At 31.4% G+C, this 18,497-nt stretch carries 18 protein-coding genes; 10 read left to right on the top strand and 8 right to left on the bottom strand.

The window, feature by feature from the left end:
- The first annotated feature begins 188 nt into the window (after nt 1-188).
- Nucleotides 189-2,165: an alpha-ketoacid dehydrogenase subunit alpha/beta gene (locus DM444_RS23395; RefSeq protein WP_111291117.1), complete on the top strand. Its 1,977-nt coding sequence runs from the start codon at nt 189-191 to the stop codon at nt 2,163-2,165.
- Nucleotides 2,166-2,231: 66 nt separating this feature from the next.
- Here DM444_RS23395 and DM444_RS23390 read toward each other — a convergent pair whose 3' ends face one another.
- The 4 genes from DM444_RS23390 to DM444_RS23375 form a co-directional block, all read right to left on the bottom strand.
- Nucleotides 2,232-3,203: a quinone oxidoreductase family protein gene (locus DM444_RS23390; protein WP_111291115.1), complete on the bottom strand. Its 972-nt coding sequence runs from the start codon at nt 3,201-3,203 to the stop codon at nt 2,232-2,234.
- A gap of 77 nt (nt 3,204-3,280) precedes the next feature.
- Complete coding sequence (locus tag DM444_RS23385; RefSeq protein WP_111291113.1) at nt 3,281-3,856, bottom strand: Crp/Fnr family transcriptional regulator; 576 nt, start codon at nt 3,854-3,856, stop codon at nt 3,281-3,283.
- 9 nt (nt 3,857-3,865) lie between these two features.
- Nucleotides 3,866-4,288, bottom strand: a complete 423-nt coding sequence (locus tag DM444_RS23380) for a hypothetical protein (protein ID WP_111291111.1) — start codon at nt 4,286-4,288, stop codon at nt 3,866-3,868.
- A gap of 5 nt (nt 4,289-4,293) precedes the next feature.
- Entirely contained in the window at nt 4,294-4,701 is a 408-nt protein-coding gene (locus DM444_RS23375) for a glyoxalase (RefSeq protein ID WP_111291109.1), read from the bottom strand.
- An 83-nt stretch (nt 4,702-4,784) separates the two neighbouring features.
- On the opposite strand from DM444_RS23375, the gene DM444_RS23370 reads away from it, so the two are divergent.
- Entirely contained in the window at nt 4,785-5,204 is a 420-nt protein-coding gene (locus tag DM444_RS23370) for a hypothetical protein (protein WP_111291107.1), read from the top strand.
- Nucleotides 5,205-5,389: 185 nt separating this feature from the next.
- Here the strand turns inward: DM444_RS23370 and DM444_RS23365 are convergent, their stop codons facing one another.
- Together DM444_RS23365 and DM444_RS23360 are read right to left on the bottom strand one after the other, a co-directional pair.
- Nucleotides 5,390-6,646, bottom strand: a complete 1,257-nt coding sequence (locus DM444_RS23365) for a mechanosensitive ion channel family protein (protein ID WP_111291105.1) — start codon at nt 6,644-6,646, stop codon at nt 5,390-5,392.
- Nucleotides 6,639-6,932 (bottom strand): DUF3817 domain-containing protein, encoded by a 294-nt coding sequence (locus tag DM444_RS23360; RefSeq protein ID WP_111291103.1) that lies wholly within the window; start codon nt 6,930-6,932, stop codon nt 6,639-6,641. Before DM444_RS23360 ends, DM444_RS23365 begins: the two co-directional genes overlap by 8 nt.
- 104 nt (nt 6,933-7,036) lie before the next feature.
- Between DM444_RS23360 and DM444_RS23355 the strand changes: the two genes are divergently transcribed.
- The 5 genes from DM444_RS23355 to DM444_RS23330 all read left to right on the top strand — a co-directional run bounded on the left by DM444_RS23355 (nt 7,037) and on the right by DM444_RS23330 (nt 13,104).
- Nucleotides 7,037-7,570, top strand: a complete 534-nt coding sequence (locus tag DM444_RS23355; RefSeq protein ID WP_111291101.1) for a DUF6155 family protein — start codon at nt 7,037-7,039, stop codon at nt 7,568-7,570.
- A gap of 79 nt (nt 7,571-7,649) precedes the next feature.
- Nucleotides 7,650-8,549: a hypothetical protein gene (locus DM444_RS23810; protein ID WP_204251713.1), complete on the top strand. Its 900-nt coding sequence runs from the start codon at nt 7,650-7,652 to the stop codon at nt 8,547-8,549.
- Between the two features lie 155 nt (nt 8,550-8,704).
- Nucleotides 8,705-10,243 (top strand): DEAD/DEAH box helicase, encoded by a 1,539-nt coding sequence (locus DM444_RS23340; protein ID WP_111291099.1) that lies wholly within the window; start codon nt 8,705-8,707, stop codon nt 10,241-10,243.
- Nucleotides 10,244-10,423: 180 nt separating this feature from the next.
- On the top strand, nt 10,424-11,758 hold the full coding sequence (locus tag DM444_RS23335) for a DEAD/DEAH box helicase (protein ID WP_111291097.1): 1,335 nt from the start codon (nt 10,424-10,426) through the stop codon (nt 11,756-11,758).
- A gap of 80 nt (nt 11,759-11,838) precedes the next feature.
- Nucleotides 11,839-13,104, top strand: coding sequence for an NAD(P)/FAD-dependent oxidoreductase (locus DM444_RS23330; protein WP_111291095.1), 1,266 nt, complete (start codon nt 11,839-11,841; stop codon nt 13,102-13,104).
- A gap of 139 nt (nt 13,105-13,243) precedes the next feature.
- Here the strand turns inward: DM444_RS23330 and DM444_RS23325 are convergent, their stop codons facing one another.
- Both DM444_RS23325 and DM444_RS23320 read right to left on the bottom strand, forming a co-directional pair.
- Nucleotides 13,244-13,516 (bottom strand): DUF4242 domain-containing protein, encoded by a 273-nt coding sequence (locus DM444_RS23325; RefSeq protein WP_111291233.1) that lies wholly within the window; start codon nt 13,514-13,516, stop codon nt 13,244-13,246.
- A gap of 157 nt (nt 13,517-13,673) precedes the next feature.
- Entirely contained in the window at nt 13,674-14,903 is a 1,230-nt protein-coding gene (locus tag DM444_RS23320; protein ID WP_111291093.1) for a multidrug effflux MFS transporter, read from the bottom strand.
- 145 nt (nt 14,904-15,048) lie between these two features.
- Between DM444_RS23320 and DM444_RS23315 the strand changes: the two genes are divergently transcribed.
- The 3 genes from DM444_RS23315 (at nt 15,049) to DM444_RS23305 (ending at nt 18,495) form a co-directional block, all read left to right on the top strand.
- Entirely contained in the window at nt 15,049-15,465 is a 417-nt protein-coding gene (locus tag DM444_RS23315; protein WP_111291091.1) for a hypothetical protein, read from the top strand.
- 85 nt (nt 15,466-15,550) lie between these two features.
- Entirely contained in the window at nt 15,551-15,934 is a 384-nt protein-coding gene (locus tag DM444_RS23310) for a hypothetical protein (protein WP_111291089.1), read from the top strand.
- Nucleotides 15,935-16,581: 647 nt separating this feature from the next.
- Nucleotides 16,582-18,495 (top strand): DUF294 nucleotidyltransferase-like domain-containing protein, encoded by a 1,914-nt coding sequence (locus tag DM444_RS23305; RefSeq protein ID WP_111291087.1) that lies wholly within the window; start codon nt 16,582-16,584, stop codon nt 18,493-18,495.
- Nucleotides 18,496-18,497: the final 2 nt, after the last annotated feature.

Here is an 18,497-nt window from a genome sequence, read left to right as displayed (position 1 = left end):
TTTACATTTTTTATTTAAAGAAGAAAGGTGTCATAAGCACCTTTTCGCTAACAAAGGTAGATAATATTTTAGAAAATAATCTTAAGCGCAACCCTTAAAAGCAGATTTCTGATTAAAATTTTAATTCAGAATCCAATAAAATTGCTGTAAATTGTTATATTTGAAACACCAAAAAAAGAAAAAAATACATGATTTTTTACCGACAAAACCTTACCAATACTGAATTATTAGATTTATATAAAAAAATATTAAAACCTAGATTGATCGAAGAAAAGATGTTAATCTTGATTCGACAAGGAAAAGTTTCTAAATGGTTTTCTGGAATTGGCCAAGAGGCAATCGCTGTTGGAGTTACAGCTGTTTTAGATCAATCAGAATACATTCTTCCAATGCATCGAAATCTTGGTGTTTTTACGACAAGAGAAATTCCGCTTCATCGTTTGTTCTCACAATGGCAAGGAAAAGCAAACGGTTTTACAAAAGGTCGTGACAGAAGTTTTCACTTTGGAACACAAGAATACAATATTATAGGAATGATTTCGCATTTGGGTCCGCAATTAGGAATTGCTGACGGAATTGCTCTTGCGAATAAACTTCAAGACAATAAAAAAATTACAGCTGTTTTTACAGGAGAAGGCGCAACAAGTGAAGGAGATTTTCACGAAGCTTTGAATATTGCAGCGGTTTGGAAACTGCCTGTAATGTTCGTGATTGAAAATAATGGCTACGGACTTTCAACGCCAACAAACGAGCAATATGCTTGCGAAAACCTTGCTGACAAAGGAATTGGTTATGGAATTGAAAGCTGGATTATTGACGGAAATAATATTGTTGAAGTTTACAACAAATTATCTCAGTTAAAGAAAGAAATGCAAGAGAATCCGCGTCCAATTTTGTTAGAATTTAAGACTTTTAGAATGCGCGGGCATGAAGAGGCAAGTGGCACAAAATATGTTCCCCAGGATTTAATGGATCAATGGGAACTAAGAGATCCTGTTACAAATTATAGAAAATATTTGGTTGAAAACGGAATTCTAACTACGGAACAAGACGAGCAATTTCACGCTGAAATAAAACAAGAAATTGATGAAAATTGGGCGATGGCAAATGCTGAACCTGAAATCGAGCCAACTTACAGTGGAGAATTAGATGATGTTTACAAACCATTTCAATATGAAGAATATACACATAATTCTGATACAAAAAATATTCGATTTATAGATGCTATCCGCAATGGTTTAGAGCAATCTATGTGGCGTCATAGAAATTTAGTAATTATGGGGCAAGATATCGCTGAATATGGCGGAGCCTTTAAAATTACTGATGGTTTTGTTGATGCTTTTGGAAAAGACAGAATACGAAATACGCCAATTTGTGAAAGTGCCGTTATTTCGACAGGAATGGGATTATCAATCAATGGCTATAAAGCAATTGTAGAAATGCAATTTGCTGATTTCGTTTCAACAGGTTTTAACCCAATTGTAAATTTATTGGCTAAATCTCATTACCGCTGGGGCGAAAATGCCAATGTTGTTGTTCGTATGCCTTGTGGTGGAGGAACTCAAGCTGGTCCATTTCATTCTCAGACAAATGAAGCTTGGTTTACTAAAACACCTGGTTTAAAAGTAGTTTATCCAGCATTTCCTTATGATGCAAAAGGATTATTGAATACTGCTGTAAATGATCCAAATCCGGTTTTATTTTTCGAGCATAAATTATTATACAGAAGCATTTATCAAGATGTTCCAACAGATTACTATACCATTCCGTTTGGAAAAGCTGCTTTGCTAAAAGAAGGTTCTAAAGTTACAATTATTGCTTTTGGTGCACCAGTTCATTGGGCTTTAGATACTTTGGCAAAACACCCAGAAATCGATGCTGATTTAATTGATTTAAGATCGTTGCAACCTTTAGATACTGAAACAATCTTCGCTTCGGTTAAGAAAACAGGAAAAGCAATAATCTATCAGGAAGACACAATGTTTGGTGGAATTGCAAGTGATATTTCGGCTTTAATTATGGAAAATTGTTTTGAATATCTTGATGCTCCAGTAAAACGTGTAGCAAGTCTAGATTCTCCTATTTCTTTCACAAAAGCACTTGAAGATCAGTTTTTACCTAGAGATCGATTTGAGGAAACCTTATTAGAGTTGCTAAAATATTAAGCTTCTTAGATACTGAGTTGCTAAGATTCTAAGCAAAAAACTTAGAGACTTAGCAACTTAGAAGCTTTAAATAAGAACTACAAGCCTTTTGCCATCTGGAACTTCTGCGTTCCACATTTTTTCAATATCTGAAATTTTCACTGTTTCAATATTTACTTTTAATATATTTTTAGAAGCCAAAAGAAACATTTCAGGAAGTATTTCAGAAAATAATAATTTGACTTCATCTTTTGTCCAGCTTCCTAATCCTGAACCAGACAACTGAAGATCAACGCTTCGTAAAATCTGTGCAGATAACTGAATAGTATCTCCAGACATTGAACCAATATTTACAAAACGTGTTTTAGGAGTAAAATTTCCATTTCCTTTTAAAACCGAAAGAATAAGTTCTGCAGAAGAACCCCATAAATAATCAATTACAATATCAATTGGAGTATTTTGATGACTTTCTTTTAATTGAGAAAAAATTAATTCATCACTTTGCTTTAGAGAAATAATTTCGTCAGCACCTAATTCTAGAAGGCTTTCAAGAGTTTTTTCATTTCTTCCTGTAACGATTATTTTCTTAGCTCCATAATACTTAGCGATTTGAACTGCTAATTGGCCTGTAAAACCAGTTGCTCCGTTTATCAAAACCGTTTCGCCTGGTTTTATGTCAGCTCTAAAACGAAGTGCCATTACAGAGCCTGCAATTGCATTTGGCATCGCTGCGGCTGTTGCATCATCAATTCCGTCAGGCAAAACTACCATTCGGCTTTTCTCTACTAAAGCTTTATCAGCGATTGTTCCTGAGATTCCGCGGGCGTAAACTCTTGTTCCGTTTTCTAAAACGCCAATTCCGTCGCTTCCTACTACAAAACCGTTTTGATTTTCTTTTTCTGAAGAATAATGTTTTCCACTTGCAATTCCTTTATCCAAATTTGTAATAGCTACGGCTTTTACCGAAACTAAAACTCCGTTTTCATTGGATACAATTGGTTCTGGAAATTCTGTATATTTTGGCGATTCGCCTTTTTTGCAAACTACTGCTGCTTTCATAATTATTAAATTTTATGAAGCAAAATTAGAAAGCCGTTTATGGACAAACGATAACATTTGTTATCAAATGAAAAAGGCTATTTATTCTGAAGCAATTTACTTTTAATTCGACTTAAATGCACCGTACTAATACCTAAATAAGACGCAATATAATGCTGTGGAACTCTTTGAACAATTTGAGGTTTTTCTTGAATTAAACTAAGATAACGCTGAGCAGGAGAATCTTTTATGAAAGAAAAAAAGTGTTTCATATAATCAAAAGTTCTTTGAAAAAGCATATCAATCAAACGATCTCTCAACTCCGGAATTTCTTTGATTTCTTCAATTATAATATCAAGATTTTCTTTGTGAATCCACCATAAAACAGAAGGTTCAATTGTTTCAACTACAGCTGGACTTGGAAATTTCTTCATAAAACTTTCGATCGAAGCCACGCTTTGATTTTCAAAAAAGAACTGTGAAGTCAGATCTTTTCCGTTATTATTAAACCAAACTCTTATACAGCCTTTTTCAATTATAAAAAGCTTTTTTGAAATTTCACCTTCTTCTAAAAGCGTTGTTTTAGCAGGAACTTCAATTCGATTAAAATGACCGACATATTCGTTCCATTTTTCTTCTGATAAAGGAAATTTGTTTCGGAATTGCTCAAACATGTTTTCAAATTATAAGTTCCAAAAATAGGTTACAGCTTTTATCAAAATTACTATTCCAATAAAATAGTAAATCGCATAAAATCCAACATCAAGTGAGCTAAATAAAAATATAAAAGATAGATAAGGATAGCTATCAACAAGTGTTTTATATATCCTATTTATTTTTAAATCTTTAAATTCATATAGGATAAATTTATTCTTAGCATTGTCAAAATATCTTAGATTTAGAATTGATACAATCATACCAAGAGCGCTAAAACTGTAAAAAGCAATATCATTAAATGACTTAAAAAATAAAGAATATAAAGTCAATATATTTATTAAAAAAAGAATAGATAAAAATCTAGCGGTTGAAGATTCTGCCGAAGTCTTATTTGTTTTCGAAATAATTTCATAAGTACGAAAGTACAGATAATGGTATGCTTTAGTCATTATTGTTATTTAGAATCAGATTCCACTTCAAAAAGTTGCACTTGACTTTTCAATCTTTCAATTAATAAATTCATCATTCGTTTATTTAAATTAGATGAATTTTGAATATAAGTATCATATTCGTCAAGCGTAAAAAGTCCCATTACGATTCCTTTTAGAGAATTTCGGAACTTAATATCTTTCTGAATTGAATTTTCAATAGTTTGTAGTTTCTTCTCAACCGAATAAGAATAAAAATCACGCTTGTTCTTATTGATGTAATTAATAAAAACTGCAACAAACAAATCGTTTTGGAGTTTAAAAATCGGCCTGATTGTTTGGTTTTGAAATAACTCATCTGGTGAAGATTGAGCACTTACAGTTCCTAAAGTTTCGCCTCTGAATTCTTTTAAAAAAGTGTCTCTATCTTCCATGGGGTTTTGTTTTTAGTTTTCTTTAAAGTTAACTAAATATTCCAACAGTAAAAACCTATTTTTGTTTTTATAAAAAATAAATTATGCGATTATTTCTGTTTCTCTGTTTATTATTCGCTTCTTGTAATTCTAAAGAAGACAAAGAAAAATATAACCGTGCTTTATATCGTGCTGTAAATAATAAAGATACAGCTGTTTTAGATATTCATATAAATAACAAACGCTTTTACGGACGCTATGAAATTTCGCATTATGGAACTGGAAAAGATTCTGGGGATGTAAGAGGAGATTTAAGAGGCGATACGCTTCGCGGAGATTATCACTATATTTCTTTTGGCGGAGCATGGAAAAGAGTCCCTTTAGCACTTTTAAAGAAAGACAATAAACTTTATTTGGGAAAAGGAGTAATTGGAACTTATTTTAATCTTCCATGTTATGTTCCCGAAGTTCCAATTGACTATAAAAATCCAGAGTTTCTTTTTGAAAGAATAGAGAAGGAGTAGTTTTGTTTCAAGTTTCAAGTTTCAAGTTGAAGTGGTTTGTGTATATTTTAAACGCAAAGCACGCAAGTTTTTTTATAAGCTGTATTTAGTATAAACGCAAAGTTCGCAAAGCTTTGTGTAAAAACTTTGCGAACTTTACGTTCCCGATAGCTATCGGGATAGCGTTCTTTGCGGTTAAAAAAACTCTATTCTAATTTGCCAATCTGAGAAGGCAATTCAAAAATTTCAAGATCAAAATATCTTACTGATGCCATCACATGATCGAAAATATCGGCCATGATATATTCGTAATTTGCCCAACGTTTATCACTCGAAAAAACATAAATTTCCAACGGAACTCCATGTGCTGTAGATTGTAATTGTCTGCAAATGATATGCATATTTTTGTTCAATCCAGGATGATCGGTTAAATATTGAATAATGTATTTTCGAAATAAACCTAAATTGGTCATGTTTCGGCCATTTAGCGAAAGCGTTTTATCGATTCCTCTAAGATCGTTGTATTTATCAATTTCCGCTTGACGGCTATCAATATAAGATGTTATCAGTTGTACTTTTTTTAGTTGATGTAAATCTTCATCATTCAAAAAACGAATTGTACTGCTTTTTATTAAAATGTGTCTTTTAATGCGTCGCCCTTCAGATTTTTGCATACCGCGCCAGTTCTGAAAAGAATCTGAACTTAAAGCATAAGTTGGAATTGTGGTTATCGTATTGTCGAAATTTCGAACTTTTACGGTTGTCAAATTAATTTCGATTACATCTCCATCAGCACCAAATTTATCCATTGTAATCCAGTCGCCAATGCGAACCATGTCGTTTATAGCAACCTGAACACTCGAAACAAATCCAAGAATTGTATCTCTGAAAATCAAGATAATAATCGCTGAAAGTGTTCCTAAAATGGTTAATAATTCGCCTTTTTTAATTCCGAATAAAGTCGAAATAATCATAGCAACTCCGAAAATCCAAAGGACAATCATAATAACCTGAACAAAGCTATCAATTGGCTTGTCGCTGTATTCTGGTTTTTGTTTTAAATAATCGCGTAATGAATTAAAAACCGTTCTAACGATCCATAATCCAAGCAATACGATATAGATACCTACAATTTTTCCGAAAATTGATTCCCAATATTCGTATTTATCTAAGATTACTGGAACTGCTTTATAAATAAAGAAAAACGGAATTAAGTACGCTGTATATCTAGTTGTTTTGTTTTGAATTAAATAATCGTCAAATTTTGTTTTGGTGCGCTGTGCAAAAACAGCAGTCAAAGTCACCAAAATAAATTTGGCAACATAATAAATAATATAAGCTAATGCTATTAAAATAGCGATATTAAAGATTAAACTGGTATAAGACGCCACGTTGCGACTCATTCCCCAATCTCTAAAAGTGGGATATAAAAAGTTAAATATTTTCTCCAAAAGCTTAAGCATTTGCTTTAGTTTCTAAATATTTTTTCTCGATATAAAAAGTTCCAAACGGAATAAGAGAAGCTACTAGAATAATAGCAAAAGTTTTTAAATCCCAATTCATTGATTTTTTCAATAAAAAAGCTAAAATAATATATCCGATAAACAACACACCGTGTGTCATTCCAAGGGGACGTAATAAAGTATGGTAAAGTTCAGGATTGTTGTTTTTGATAATCAACATATTAGCAAATAATACTAAATAAGAGATTCCTTCTAAAATGGCAGTAACTTTGAAAATCTTGAGCATGTATATATTTTTTAAGTTTTATAGAGGCAAAATTAAGGATTATCGTTGGTTTTTCGGATATTTATCAGGAAAGTAATTTACTTTTGTAATCTTAAGTTTTGATAATGAGTAAAAGAGATTTAAAAAAATATTTAGGCGAATTAACAAAGGAACAATTAGAGGAACAATTGATTGAATTGTACGAGAAATTTGCTCCAGTAAAAACCTATTACGACTTTGTTTTTAATCCGAAAGAAGATAAATTATTGCAAGAAGCTAAAGTCAAAATTTCTCACGAATATTTTCCGATAAAAAAACCGGGAGCAAAATGGCGTCCTAAAGCCAAAATGCGAAGATCGGTTGCTCAGAAATTAATCAAACATTTTATGACGCTTGGTGTAGATTCTTATGTCGTGGCAGATATTATGCTTTATAATATCGAAATTGCGCAAACGTTTTCTTCTCAAAATTTCATCAAGCAAGAATTGTTTTACAAAAGCATCTATAATTCTTTCGAACAAGCTGTTAATTTTATCATCTCAAATGGAATTTTTAATGATTTTAAATTAAGAATTAATGGCATTTTTGAAGAAACTTCTCAGCAAAAATGGAAAAATAAGTACGATTTTGAGGCTATTTTAGATAAAATCAATTTTTAAAATAATTTTAAACTTTAATATTATATATTTGTAGCTTAAATCTTACCATAAGACTTTAATGTTAAAAATAACAAATATTATGGCATCTCTAAAAGGAATATTAGGAAAAGAAATCGAAGACTTAATACAAGAAAGTCATCATTTATTTGATAAAAAAGATTATAAAAAGTCAATCGATGTTTTAATTAAAGCTTGGGACAAACTTCCTGAAGACAAAAATCAATATGATGAAAGTTTTTATATTGTTTCATATATTCTAGATACAGCCCTATTTATTAAAGATATTCAAACCATGAATGAATGGGTTGATAAAATTTTTTATGCTGATCCAGAAAGAGGCGATTATGGTCAGCGTGAAATGTGGGCTGGCAAAGTAGCATTTGAATCTAATCAAAAAGAAAAAGCATTAGAATATTTTAAAATTGCTAATAAAAAATCAAAAGGAAGACTATTTTCAGGTGAAAATGCAATTTATAAAGATTTTTTAAATGAGAAGATTACGGAATTATCTGATGAAATCTACACAGAAATAACAAATTTAACCGATAAGGGTAATAAATTTATTGAGAAGAATAAATTAAGCGATGCAATTGATTGTTTTAATAAAGCATTAGATTTAGTACCTAGTCCAAAATCAGATTGGGAAGCAGCTACTTGGATTTATACAGCATTGGGGGATGTTTATTTTTTAAATAAAAATTATTCACAGGCACTAGAAAATTTACACAATGCTTTCAATTGTCCAGGAGGATATGCTAATCCTTTTATACTTTTAAGAATGGGGCAAAGCTTTTTAGAAACTAAAATTACTGATAAGGCTAGAGAATGTTTATTGAAAGCCTATATGTTGGAAGGAAAAGATATTTTTAAATATGAAAAACCTAAATATTTTAATTTAATAAAAGATCTAGTAGATGACGAAAACGAAAAAGAAAGTAAATTCTCTCTTTTATTTAAAAAGTTTAAATCTCAAAATTAAATATTTTATACATATTTAATCATTTTTGAAGAAAAAAGACTGCTAAATGACTCTCTCATAAAAAATCTTTCTTTTAAAAAAACATTTATTTTAGGTTAAAAAAAGATGAATAACTGTTTTTTCGGTGTATTTTTGCAAAAATCCAAAAATAAACAATGTCTCAAAACACTTTAGAAATACAAAGAGAAGAGAAGAAAGAACTTTATGCATATCAAAAAGGCGATATTGACGCTATTTTTGACCGTTTAGACAACGCTCCTCCTAAACACCACTTATTGTATCAGCTTCCAACTGGAGGAGGAAAAACAGTAATATTTTCTGAAATCGTTCGCCGCTATTTATCTCATAATGATAAAAAAGTGGTTGTTTTAACGCACCGTATCGAACTTTGTAAGCAAACTTCAAAAATGTTAACTGGTTTTGGCGTTACAAACAAAATAATCAATAGTAAAGTTAAAGAATTGCCAGATCAAAATGATTTTTCATGTTTCGTGGCAATGGTTGAAACTTTAAAAAACCGTATTAATGATGAAAAACTTCATTTAGATAATATCGGTTTGGTTATTATTGACGAGGCACATTACAACTCATTTAGAAAACTATTAAACTCATTCAAAAATGCTTTTATTCTTGGAGTAACGGCAACGCCTTTGAGTTCAAATATAAAATTACCAATGCACCAAAGCTACCACGAACTTATTGTGGGAGATACTATTGGTTCATTAATCGATAAAGGATTTTTGGCTAAAGCAACAACTTATAGCTACGATGTTGGTTTGACTTCGTTAAAAGTTGGTATCAATGGTGATTATACAGTAAAATCATCAGATGATTTGTATACCAATACTTTGATGCAGGAAAAATTGCTTCATGCGTATACAGAACGTTCTTTAGGAAAGAAAACGCTTATTTTCAATAACGGTATCCATACTTCTTTATATGTATATGAAACGTTTAGAGAAGCAGGTTACGATATCAGACACTTAGACAACACAAGTAGTTCTGAAGAGCGTAAAGACATTTTACAGTGGTTTAAAAAGACTCCAGACGCGATTTTGACTTCTGTTGGGATCTTGACAACTGGTTTTGACGAACCAACTGTAGAAACGATTATTTTGAACAGAGCAACAAAATCGTTGACTTTATATTTCCAAATGATTGGTCGTGGTTCTCGTAAATTACCTGGAAAAGATGAATTTACAGTTATCGATTTAGGAAACAATGCCGCTCGTTTTGGTTTATGGAGCGATCCTGTAAACTGGCAGCACATTTTTAAATCACCGGAGTTTTATTTAGAAAACTTACGTGATGATCACGAAATTGAGATGTTCTTTAAATACAGCATGCCGCCGGAATTACGTGCGAAATTTAGCAAAACAGCTGATGTTAGTTTTGACGTTGATGAAGAACATAAATTAATCATTAAACAAAATCTTCGTTCTAAAGTCGTTTTAGACAAATCTCTAGATCAGCATGCTGGAATGTGTGTAGATAATACAGAAACGCTTCAGGAAGCAAAAATGCTGGCTAAAGAATTAGAAGATGATATCGAAGATCGTATTAAACGTTATTCTAAATGTTTGAGCCAATGCAGTAAAAACTACCGTGAATGGCTGGTTGACGATTACAAACAAAGATTAACTTTATTAATCGGTAAAAAGTATCGTGAGAAAATCATGAACGAACCAGATTGATTTTTGAGTTGAAAAAGTTTAAAGTTTCAGGTTTCATGTTTCAAGTTATTGGAATCTAAAATATTATCATAATTTATAAAAGGAGAAATAGCATTTCAAAGTAAATGTGATTTCTCCTTTCAACTTATTAAGTTTTTGGTGTAACTTGAAACCTGAAAACTTGAAACAAAATTAAAGAACATGTCTAAACCATTCTCAACATTAGGAATTTCGGCTCCAATTTTAAAAGCTTTAAGCGAATTAAACATTGTTGAACCAACAGAAATTCAGCAAAAAGCAATTCCCTTATTTTTGAGCGAAACTCACGATATTGTTGGTTTAGCCAAAACTGGAACAGGAAAAACTGCAGCATTTGGATTGCCATTATTGCAATTGGTAAATTCAGAATCCACAACAGTTCAAGCTGTAATTTTAGTTCCGACAAGAGAGTTAGGACAGCAAATTTTTAGAAACTTAGAAAGTTTTTCAAAACATATTCCGAATATTTCAATTGCGTCAGTTTGCGGAGGAACTCCAATAAAACCACAAATCGAGCGATTAAAAGAAGGCGCTCAAATTGTTGTAGCTACTCCAGGACGTTTAATTGATTTGATTCAGCGAAAAGCAATCGACATCAAAAAAGCTGAATATTTAGTTTTAGACGAAGCTGACGAAATGGTGGCGATTCTTAAAGAAAGCTTGGACGAAATTATTGCTGAATTACCTAAAAAACACCGTACTTTATTATTCTCGGCTACACTTCCTGGAACAATTAAACAATTGATTCAGAATTATTTGAATAAAAATGTAGTTCAAATAAGTGCCAGCATGGAAATTGTTGGAAACGAAGGAATTGATCACGAATATATTGTGGTAGATCCAATTGAAAAGCTTGAAGTTTTAATGCATTTCTTGAATTCAAGAGACGGAGAAAGAGGTATTATTTTCTGTAAAACAAAAGCGGCAGTTAACAAATTAGCTAAAAATCTGGCTATCAATAAATTTTCATCGGGAGCGCTTCATGGAAGTTTGACTCAAGGAATTCGTGATCGAATTATGGAACAATTTCGTGAAGGGCATATTAATATTTTGGTTGCAACCGATCTTGCAGCGAGAGGAATCGATGTGAAAGAAATCTCGTATGTGATTAATTATCACTTGCCTGACACTTACGAAAACTATGTTCATAGAAGCGGAAGAACCGCAAGGGCAGGGGCAAAAGGACTTTCTTTAACTGTTTTACAGCAGGAAGAAGTTTTTGAAATTGCTGATTTCGAAAGAGAATTAGGAATTAAATTTTCTGAATTCAAAAAACCATCAGCTGCAAGTCTTGAAGAAAATAATATGCTTTTATGGGCAAAACAAATCTTTAAAACAAAACCTAATCATGAACTTTCTGGTGATTTAAAAACGAGAGTAAAAACAGTTTTTCATCATTTAACTAAAGAAGAATTAATCGAGAAATTAATGGCAAGTTATGTCCTACAGAACAAAATCGATATAGTTGATAAAACAGTTAAAAAATTCAAAAAGTAAATAATATGACTTTTGTCATTGTATATTAAAGTTGTACTTTTATAAGGAAATATTCTATAATCCTATTAATTACAACATATATGAAAATAGTCATTATTGGAGGTGGATTTGCGGGAATCAATCTAGCAAAAGAGCTCGTAAATCAACCTCAAATACAAGTAACTCTTGTAGACAAAAATAATTATAACTTTTTCCCACCACTTATATATCAAGTTGCTACGGCATTTTTAGAACCTTCGAGCATTAGTTATCCTTTTAGAAAATTTTTCGCAGGCAAAAAGAATCTTAGTTTTCGTTTAGGCGAATTATTATCTGTTTCTCCTGCAGAAAAGAAAATCACTTTAAGCAACGGAGAATTAGAGTACGATTACTTAGTTTTTGCGACTGGAGCCGAAACAAGTTACTTTGGTATGGAGAACGTAATGAAAAACGCCATTCCGATGAAAACCTTAAATGATGCCATCGTAATGCGTAATACGTTACTTAAAAACCTTGAAAAAGCTGCCATCTGTAAGGATATGCGTAAAAGACGTAAATTGCTTACAATTGTTGTAGCAGGAGGGGGGCCAACAGGAGTAGAGGTTTCTGGTATGTTTGCCGAAATGCGTAAAAATATACTTCTAAAAGAATATCCAGAATTAGATACATCAGCAAGCAACGTTTATTTGGTTGATGGTGGTGACGCTTTATTAGCACCAATGAGCAAAGAATCTCAAAAAGATACTTTGGAGGCATTGACAAAACTAGGTGTTGTAGTAAAATTAAACACCAAAGTTGTTGATTATGTTGATGATACTGTGGTATTTGAAAACGGAGAAACCATTAAAACCAAAAACTTAATCTGGGCCGCGGGAGTTTCAGCTAAAATTTTTGAAGGAATTCCAAAAGAAAGTTACGGCCGTGGAAGACGTATGGCAACAGACGAATTCAATAAAGTAAACGGTGTAGATCATATTTATGCAATTGGTGATACTGCGATTACAGCTGGAGATAAAAATTTCCCTGACGGGCATCCACAGGTTGCTCAAGTTGCTATTCAGCAAGGATTAAACTTGGCTAAGAACTTTAAAGCAATGATAGCAAATAAACCGCTTAAACCTTTCGCTTACAATGACAAAGGTTCTATGGCAATTATCGGAAAAGCAAAAGCTGTTGTAGATTTACCAAGTCCTAAATGGCATTTTAAAGGTTTCTTTGCATGGATAATCTGGTTGTTCATCCACTTGATTTCTTTGATTACGTATAGAAACAGATTAAATACATTTTGGAACTGGATGGTAGCTTATTTCGCAAAAGATCAATCACTTAGAATGATTATTAGACCAGATAAGAAAACTCAGAATTAAAAAATTAAAATTCCAATTTTTTGAAATTCCAAATTCCAAAACCGGAAAACATAAAATATTTAAAAAGCCAAAAACAAATTGTTTTTGGCTTTTTTATTCTTCAACAAATTGGAATTTTAATCAATTGAAATTTAGCTATTTATTCAGCAGTAGTTGGGTCAATTATTCCTGTGACTTGATTTACTGAATTAGCTGGAAAACCTCCTAATTTAGCGTGTTCATAAACCATTTGCTCATTTGGCGCTATATAAATGCAATAAAGTTTATCATTTGTAATATAGCTATTTACCCACTGAATTTGTGTTCCAAGTTGACTGAGTACGCCACAGGAAGCCTGTGAAATACTTTTTAATTGATCATGTGTAAGTTTACCAGCATTTGGGATTTCTCTTTCAATAACATATTTCGGCATAATACTTCGAAATTTATTCCTACTCATGTGGCTTTTCGGTTTCGCCCCGTTTTTAAAATGGTATCTGGATTCCATTCCATTTTATACCATATAAAATTAACGAAATAAAATTGCAAAATCAATCTGTAAGACCTGAATTTTAAATACTTACAAAAAATCAATGACCAGATGTAAAATTATCTTCTGCAGACAATTCTACTTTTTGTGTAATAAAACGTTTCCCAATATTTAAAACAATAAAGGCAATAATAGTAGTAACCGTCATAATGAAAACCATTGGAGCAACAGAATCTTTTACAAAAATTCCAACAGCAAAAGAAGCCAAAGATCCTAAACCTAGTTGAATAGCACCCATTAAAGCCGAAGCGCTGCCTGCATTTTTTGCAAATGGAGCCATTGTAAGTCCAGCTGTATTTGGGTTTGAAATTCCTAAACAGCCTAAAAACACAAAAAGAATTGCTATAGTTTCATACAATCCTAAAAGGTTGTTTAAAGAAAGTACAAGAAAGACAATGCTAACAATAGATTGCAAAATTAATGCTGCAAAAATCATCTGTTCACTCGAAAATCTCTTTAATAAAACCGAATTTAACTGACTCGAGCCAATAAAACTAACAGACATAAAAGCGAAAATCCAACCATACGTTTTAGCATCAACATGGTAAATATCCATAAAAATTATAGGTGAGGCCGCTACATAAGTAAACAATCCCGAAAATGCAATTGCTCCTGTGAAAGCATAAGTATAAAATTGCGGTTCTTTAAGAACTTTTAAAAAGTTAGAAATAATTGGTTTTGGTTTTAAAGAAATAGAAGTATCAGGTTTATAACTATTTGGCAAACCAATTTGAGAAGCTAATAAAACAGCAATTCCCATACACATTAAAATAAAAAATACCGTGTGCCAACCATAATCTTCTGTAACATAACCGCCAATTGTAGGTGCTAACATTGGCGAAAGTCCAAGTACAAGCATTAAAAGAGAAAATACTTTTGGAATATCTTTTACAGGAAATAAATCACGAACCATTGCTACAGAAGCAACTGTAGCAGCACAGCTTCCGATTGCCTGAATAAAACGTAGTAGTATAAAATCATCAATATCAGTCACATAAACACATCCTAAAGAAGCTAGAATATAAACGAGAAGTCCAATAAACAAAGGTTTTTTACGCCCGAAACGGTCTAATAAAGGTCCATAAAGCAATTGTCCAGCAGAAATTCCGATGAAATAACTGGATAAACTCATAGAAACTTTAGCAACAGTAGTATTTAAATCTTTTGCAATTCCAGAGAAACCAGGCAGATACATATCGATTGAAAAAGGACCGAGAGCGGTTAAAGAACCTAGAATCAGAATCAGCTGAATATATTTTTTTGTTGTCATTATATTAAAAAAGGGCTTATAATTTTTTGCAAAGGTAAAGATTTCATACCTTGTTATAGAACTTGAAGAAGTTTATAACAATAAATTAAAGTAATCGCTAAAATTATTTATCGAAACTAATCTATTAATCTTTAAATTAAGAAGTATGAAAAAGTACATTTTGTTATTAGCAGTTTTATGCACATCAATTTCATTTGCTCAAACTATTACATCAAAACAAGAAGAAGCTAGTGTTGAGCAATATGAGCTTCTAAAGAAAGTAAATCAATATTATCCAGACATTTCATTAAGCAAATCGGTTACAAATTTTTACGCTGACGGAAAAATTATCGATTCGCAACAAGATTTTGATTTAAGAGGAACAAAATTTTCAAGCTACAAATTAGGAATTGAACCAGGAAACAAAAAAGTAAAATTTGATTATACTTCTAGTGAAGCTGGCCACGTATATGGCGACGTTACAATTTTTAACGGAAATGCTCTGCGAACAACTTTTAATGAAAAAACAAATCAAATTGATGTGTCACTAAATGGAAAATCAGTTTATTTGAAAAAGCTATAATTTTTTTCAGATTAAGAAAGCATCATAGATTTATGATGCTTTTTTAATTTATATTTGGTTCAAATTTTTAATAAAACGATTCATAATGAAAAAATTTCTTTTTATAGCATTTTTGATTGCTTTAAAATCATATTCACAGCAAAATAGATTTTCTGGAACTTGGGGAAATGAAAAATGCAAAGACTGTAAAAAAGAATTTATTTTCACCATAACAATAGCGCAGTCAAATTCTAAGATTTTTGGAACTGCAGAAGTTACAAGCGACCATAAAGAACTAAATTCTGGAATTTTAGAAGTTACCGGAGATGTTTATCCACTTGGCGATAAAGCTCAAATTAAATTGAAAGATAAAGACGGAACAAAATCGAGCGCAGTTTTATTTGTAAACGATGCTGTAATCCAGTTTACAAAAAATGGCGGAGGCGATGTTGTGCCAAAAGAGATGATTTTGAAAAAATTATACGAATAACTCTCTTCTCAGAGTTATTCCATTTTGACCTATAATTTATATTATGTAAAATAGAATATTTTAAAAACTGTCCTATAAATGTGCTGTACGGATTTTTGTTTGGGAAATTTTAATTTATGGCAAATTTACCTTCTGCCTCTAAAGATCAATTTTCTGTTAGAATATTTTTTTTCTTAAAACTGAAATCCTTCATAAATACGCTGTATAATTTTTATTTTTAAAAATTCCTGAATATTCAAAATTTAGCTCGCTGGATTATGCAGTTTATTTTTGAATCAAATTATTTTCCTCAAATTCAAATCGCTTATAAATGCGCTGTATGATTTTTATTTTTAAAAAATCCCAAATATTCAAAATTCAGCTTGCTGGATTTCTATACAGTTTATTTTATAATTAAAACATTTTTCTTAAATTCAAATATTCATAAATGCGCTATATGATTTTTGAATTAAAATATTTTCAAATATCGCAGTATTATCGATCTAGTTTGCCAATCATTTTGAAAAGATTAAAACTTTTTGAAGTCTTATTACCATTATCTTTTAACATTTCTTTAAAATAATTAGTTTCTGCTAAAGATACTTTCATTGTAAGACTTTATTTTACTATTTTTACATTCGATACTTTAAAAATAAATTATCACATATATGAATACAGTCGCTGAGCATATTGCAGATTTTTTAAAAGAATACAAACCATTTGATAATTTAACTTTCCAGGAATTATCAGATATTGCCACGAATATTCGTGTAATCAATTTAGAAAAACATGCGGTATTATTTCAAAATAACGATCCGCTTCACGAAAGCTTTTATGTTGTAGCTTCTGGTGTTATCAATCTTACAACCATTGCAGACGCTGAAGAAACCATTATAAATAAATGTCATGAAGGTGATATTTTTGGCTTGCGTCCGTTTTTTGCTAAGAATAACTACATGATGACTGCTAAAGCACGTGAAGAAAGTATTATTTATGCTATTCCAATCGCTGTTTTTAGACCTTTTGTTGCCAATAATTCAGATGTTTTAAACTTTTTATTGGAAAGTTTTGCAGTGAATTCGCGCCATACAAAAGACAGTATGAATTCTAATGGGAAATTGATTTCTGATGCCGATTACCTTGATCAGCAGACAGAAATGCAATACATTCAGTCACTTAACTATAATAATTCGCCATTAACAACTCAAGCTGGTTCTATCATAAAAGATGTTGCAATTTTGATGACAGATTCTATGCTTGACAATATTATAATCTGCGAAAAAAATCATCCAATTGGTATTGTTACCAATGCAGATTTATCGTCTAAAATTGCCACTGGCCGCTATCCTATTACAGAAACAATTGACAAAATCATGTCGTCTCCAGTTGTTACTGTTCTTGAAAATGTTTCTTTAGCAGAAGCACAATTGTTAATGCTAAAACACAATGTGACACACTTATGTGTTACAAAAGATGGAACAAGCAAATCTGTTGTAAAAGGAATTATTTCTGAACACGATCTTATTGTTGCTCAAGCTAGTAACCCTGGCGTTTTAATTAAAGAGATTAAGCGTTCGCAGTTGCCTAAAGACTTAAAACAAATTCGTGATCGTTTATCTGATTTGATTCAGAATTCGATTCAAAAAAATATTCCAATTTCTCACGTTAGTAATATTGCGAGTGAAATTAACTTGGCAATTATCAAAAGGGCAGTTGAATTATCAATTTTAGATTTAGGCTCCCCTCCTGCACGTTTTGCTTGGTTAAGCATTGGAAGTCAAGGGCGTAAGGAGCAGCTCTTACTTACTGATCAAGACAGCATTTTGATTTTTGAAGATGTTACTCCTGAAAAATACAGAGAAGTAAAAGATTATTTCTTAAGATTGGCAAAAAGAACAACTTCTATTTTAGAAAAAGTTGGTTATGACTATTGTCCAAACGGACATATGGGAAGCAATATGCTTTGGTGTAAATCATTGAGTGACTGGACAAAACAATATAATAGCTGGATGAATACTCCAGGTGAAAATAGTAATGATTTGAGCAGTATCTTCTTTGATTATGAAATTGTATTTGGCGAACCAAAAATTGAAGAAGCTATAGAAAATGTAATTTTCAAGAATGCTGTCAACAATACTTTATTCTTCGACTTTTTAGGAAATGATGCTTTAAAGAAAAATTCTCCTTTAAGTTTCTTCAAGAAATTTATAACCGAAGAAGATGGTCCGCACAAAGAGAAATTTGATATTAAAACTCGTGCATTAATGCCGCTGATTGACGGCGCTCGTTTATTGATATTAAATGCAAATATTAAAGGAATTCAAAATACATACCTAAGATTCAAACAATTAGCTATAACAGATTCTAAAAATGCGGAAATTTATTTAAGCTGCGCAGAAGCTTTTTTAACGCTTTCAAAATTTAGAACTGTCGAAGGATTAAAAAATGACGACTCTGGCCAATATATTAATTTAAGAGAAATGTCAAAATCTGACAAAGAGAAATTAAAAAATGCTTTAACCCCAATGAAAGATCTGGAGGAACTGATTAAGAGTAAATTTCAATTGACACAATTCTCATAAAA

Source organism: Flavobacterium ginsenosidimutans, assembly GCF_003254625.1.
In the GTDB taxonomy this organism is placed as follows: domain Bacteria; phylum Bacteroidota; class Bacteroidia; order Flavobacteriales; family Flavobacteriaceae; genus Flavobacterium; species Flavobacterium ginsenosidimutans.
This window is presented reverse-complemented; position numbering and strand designations above follow the sequence as displayed.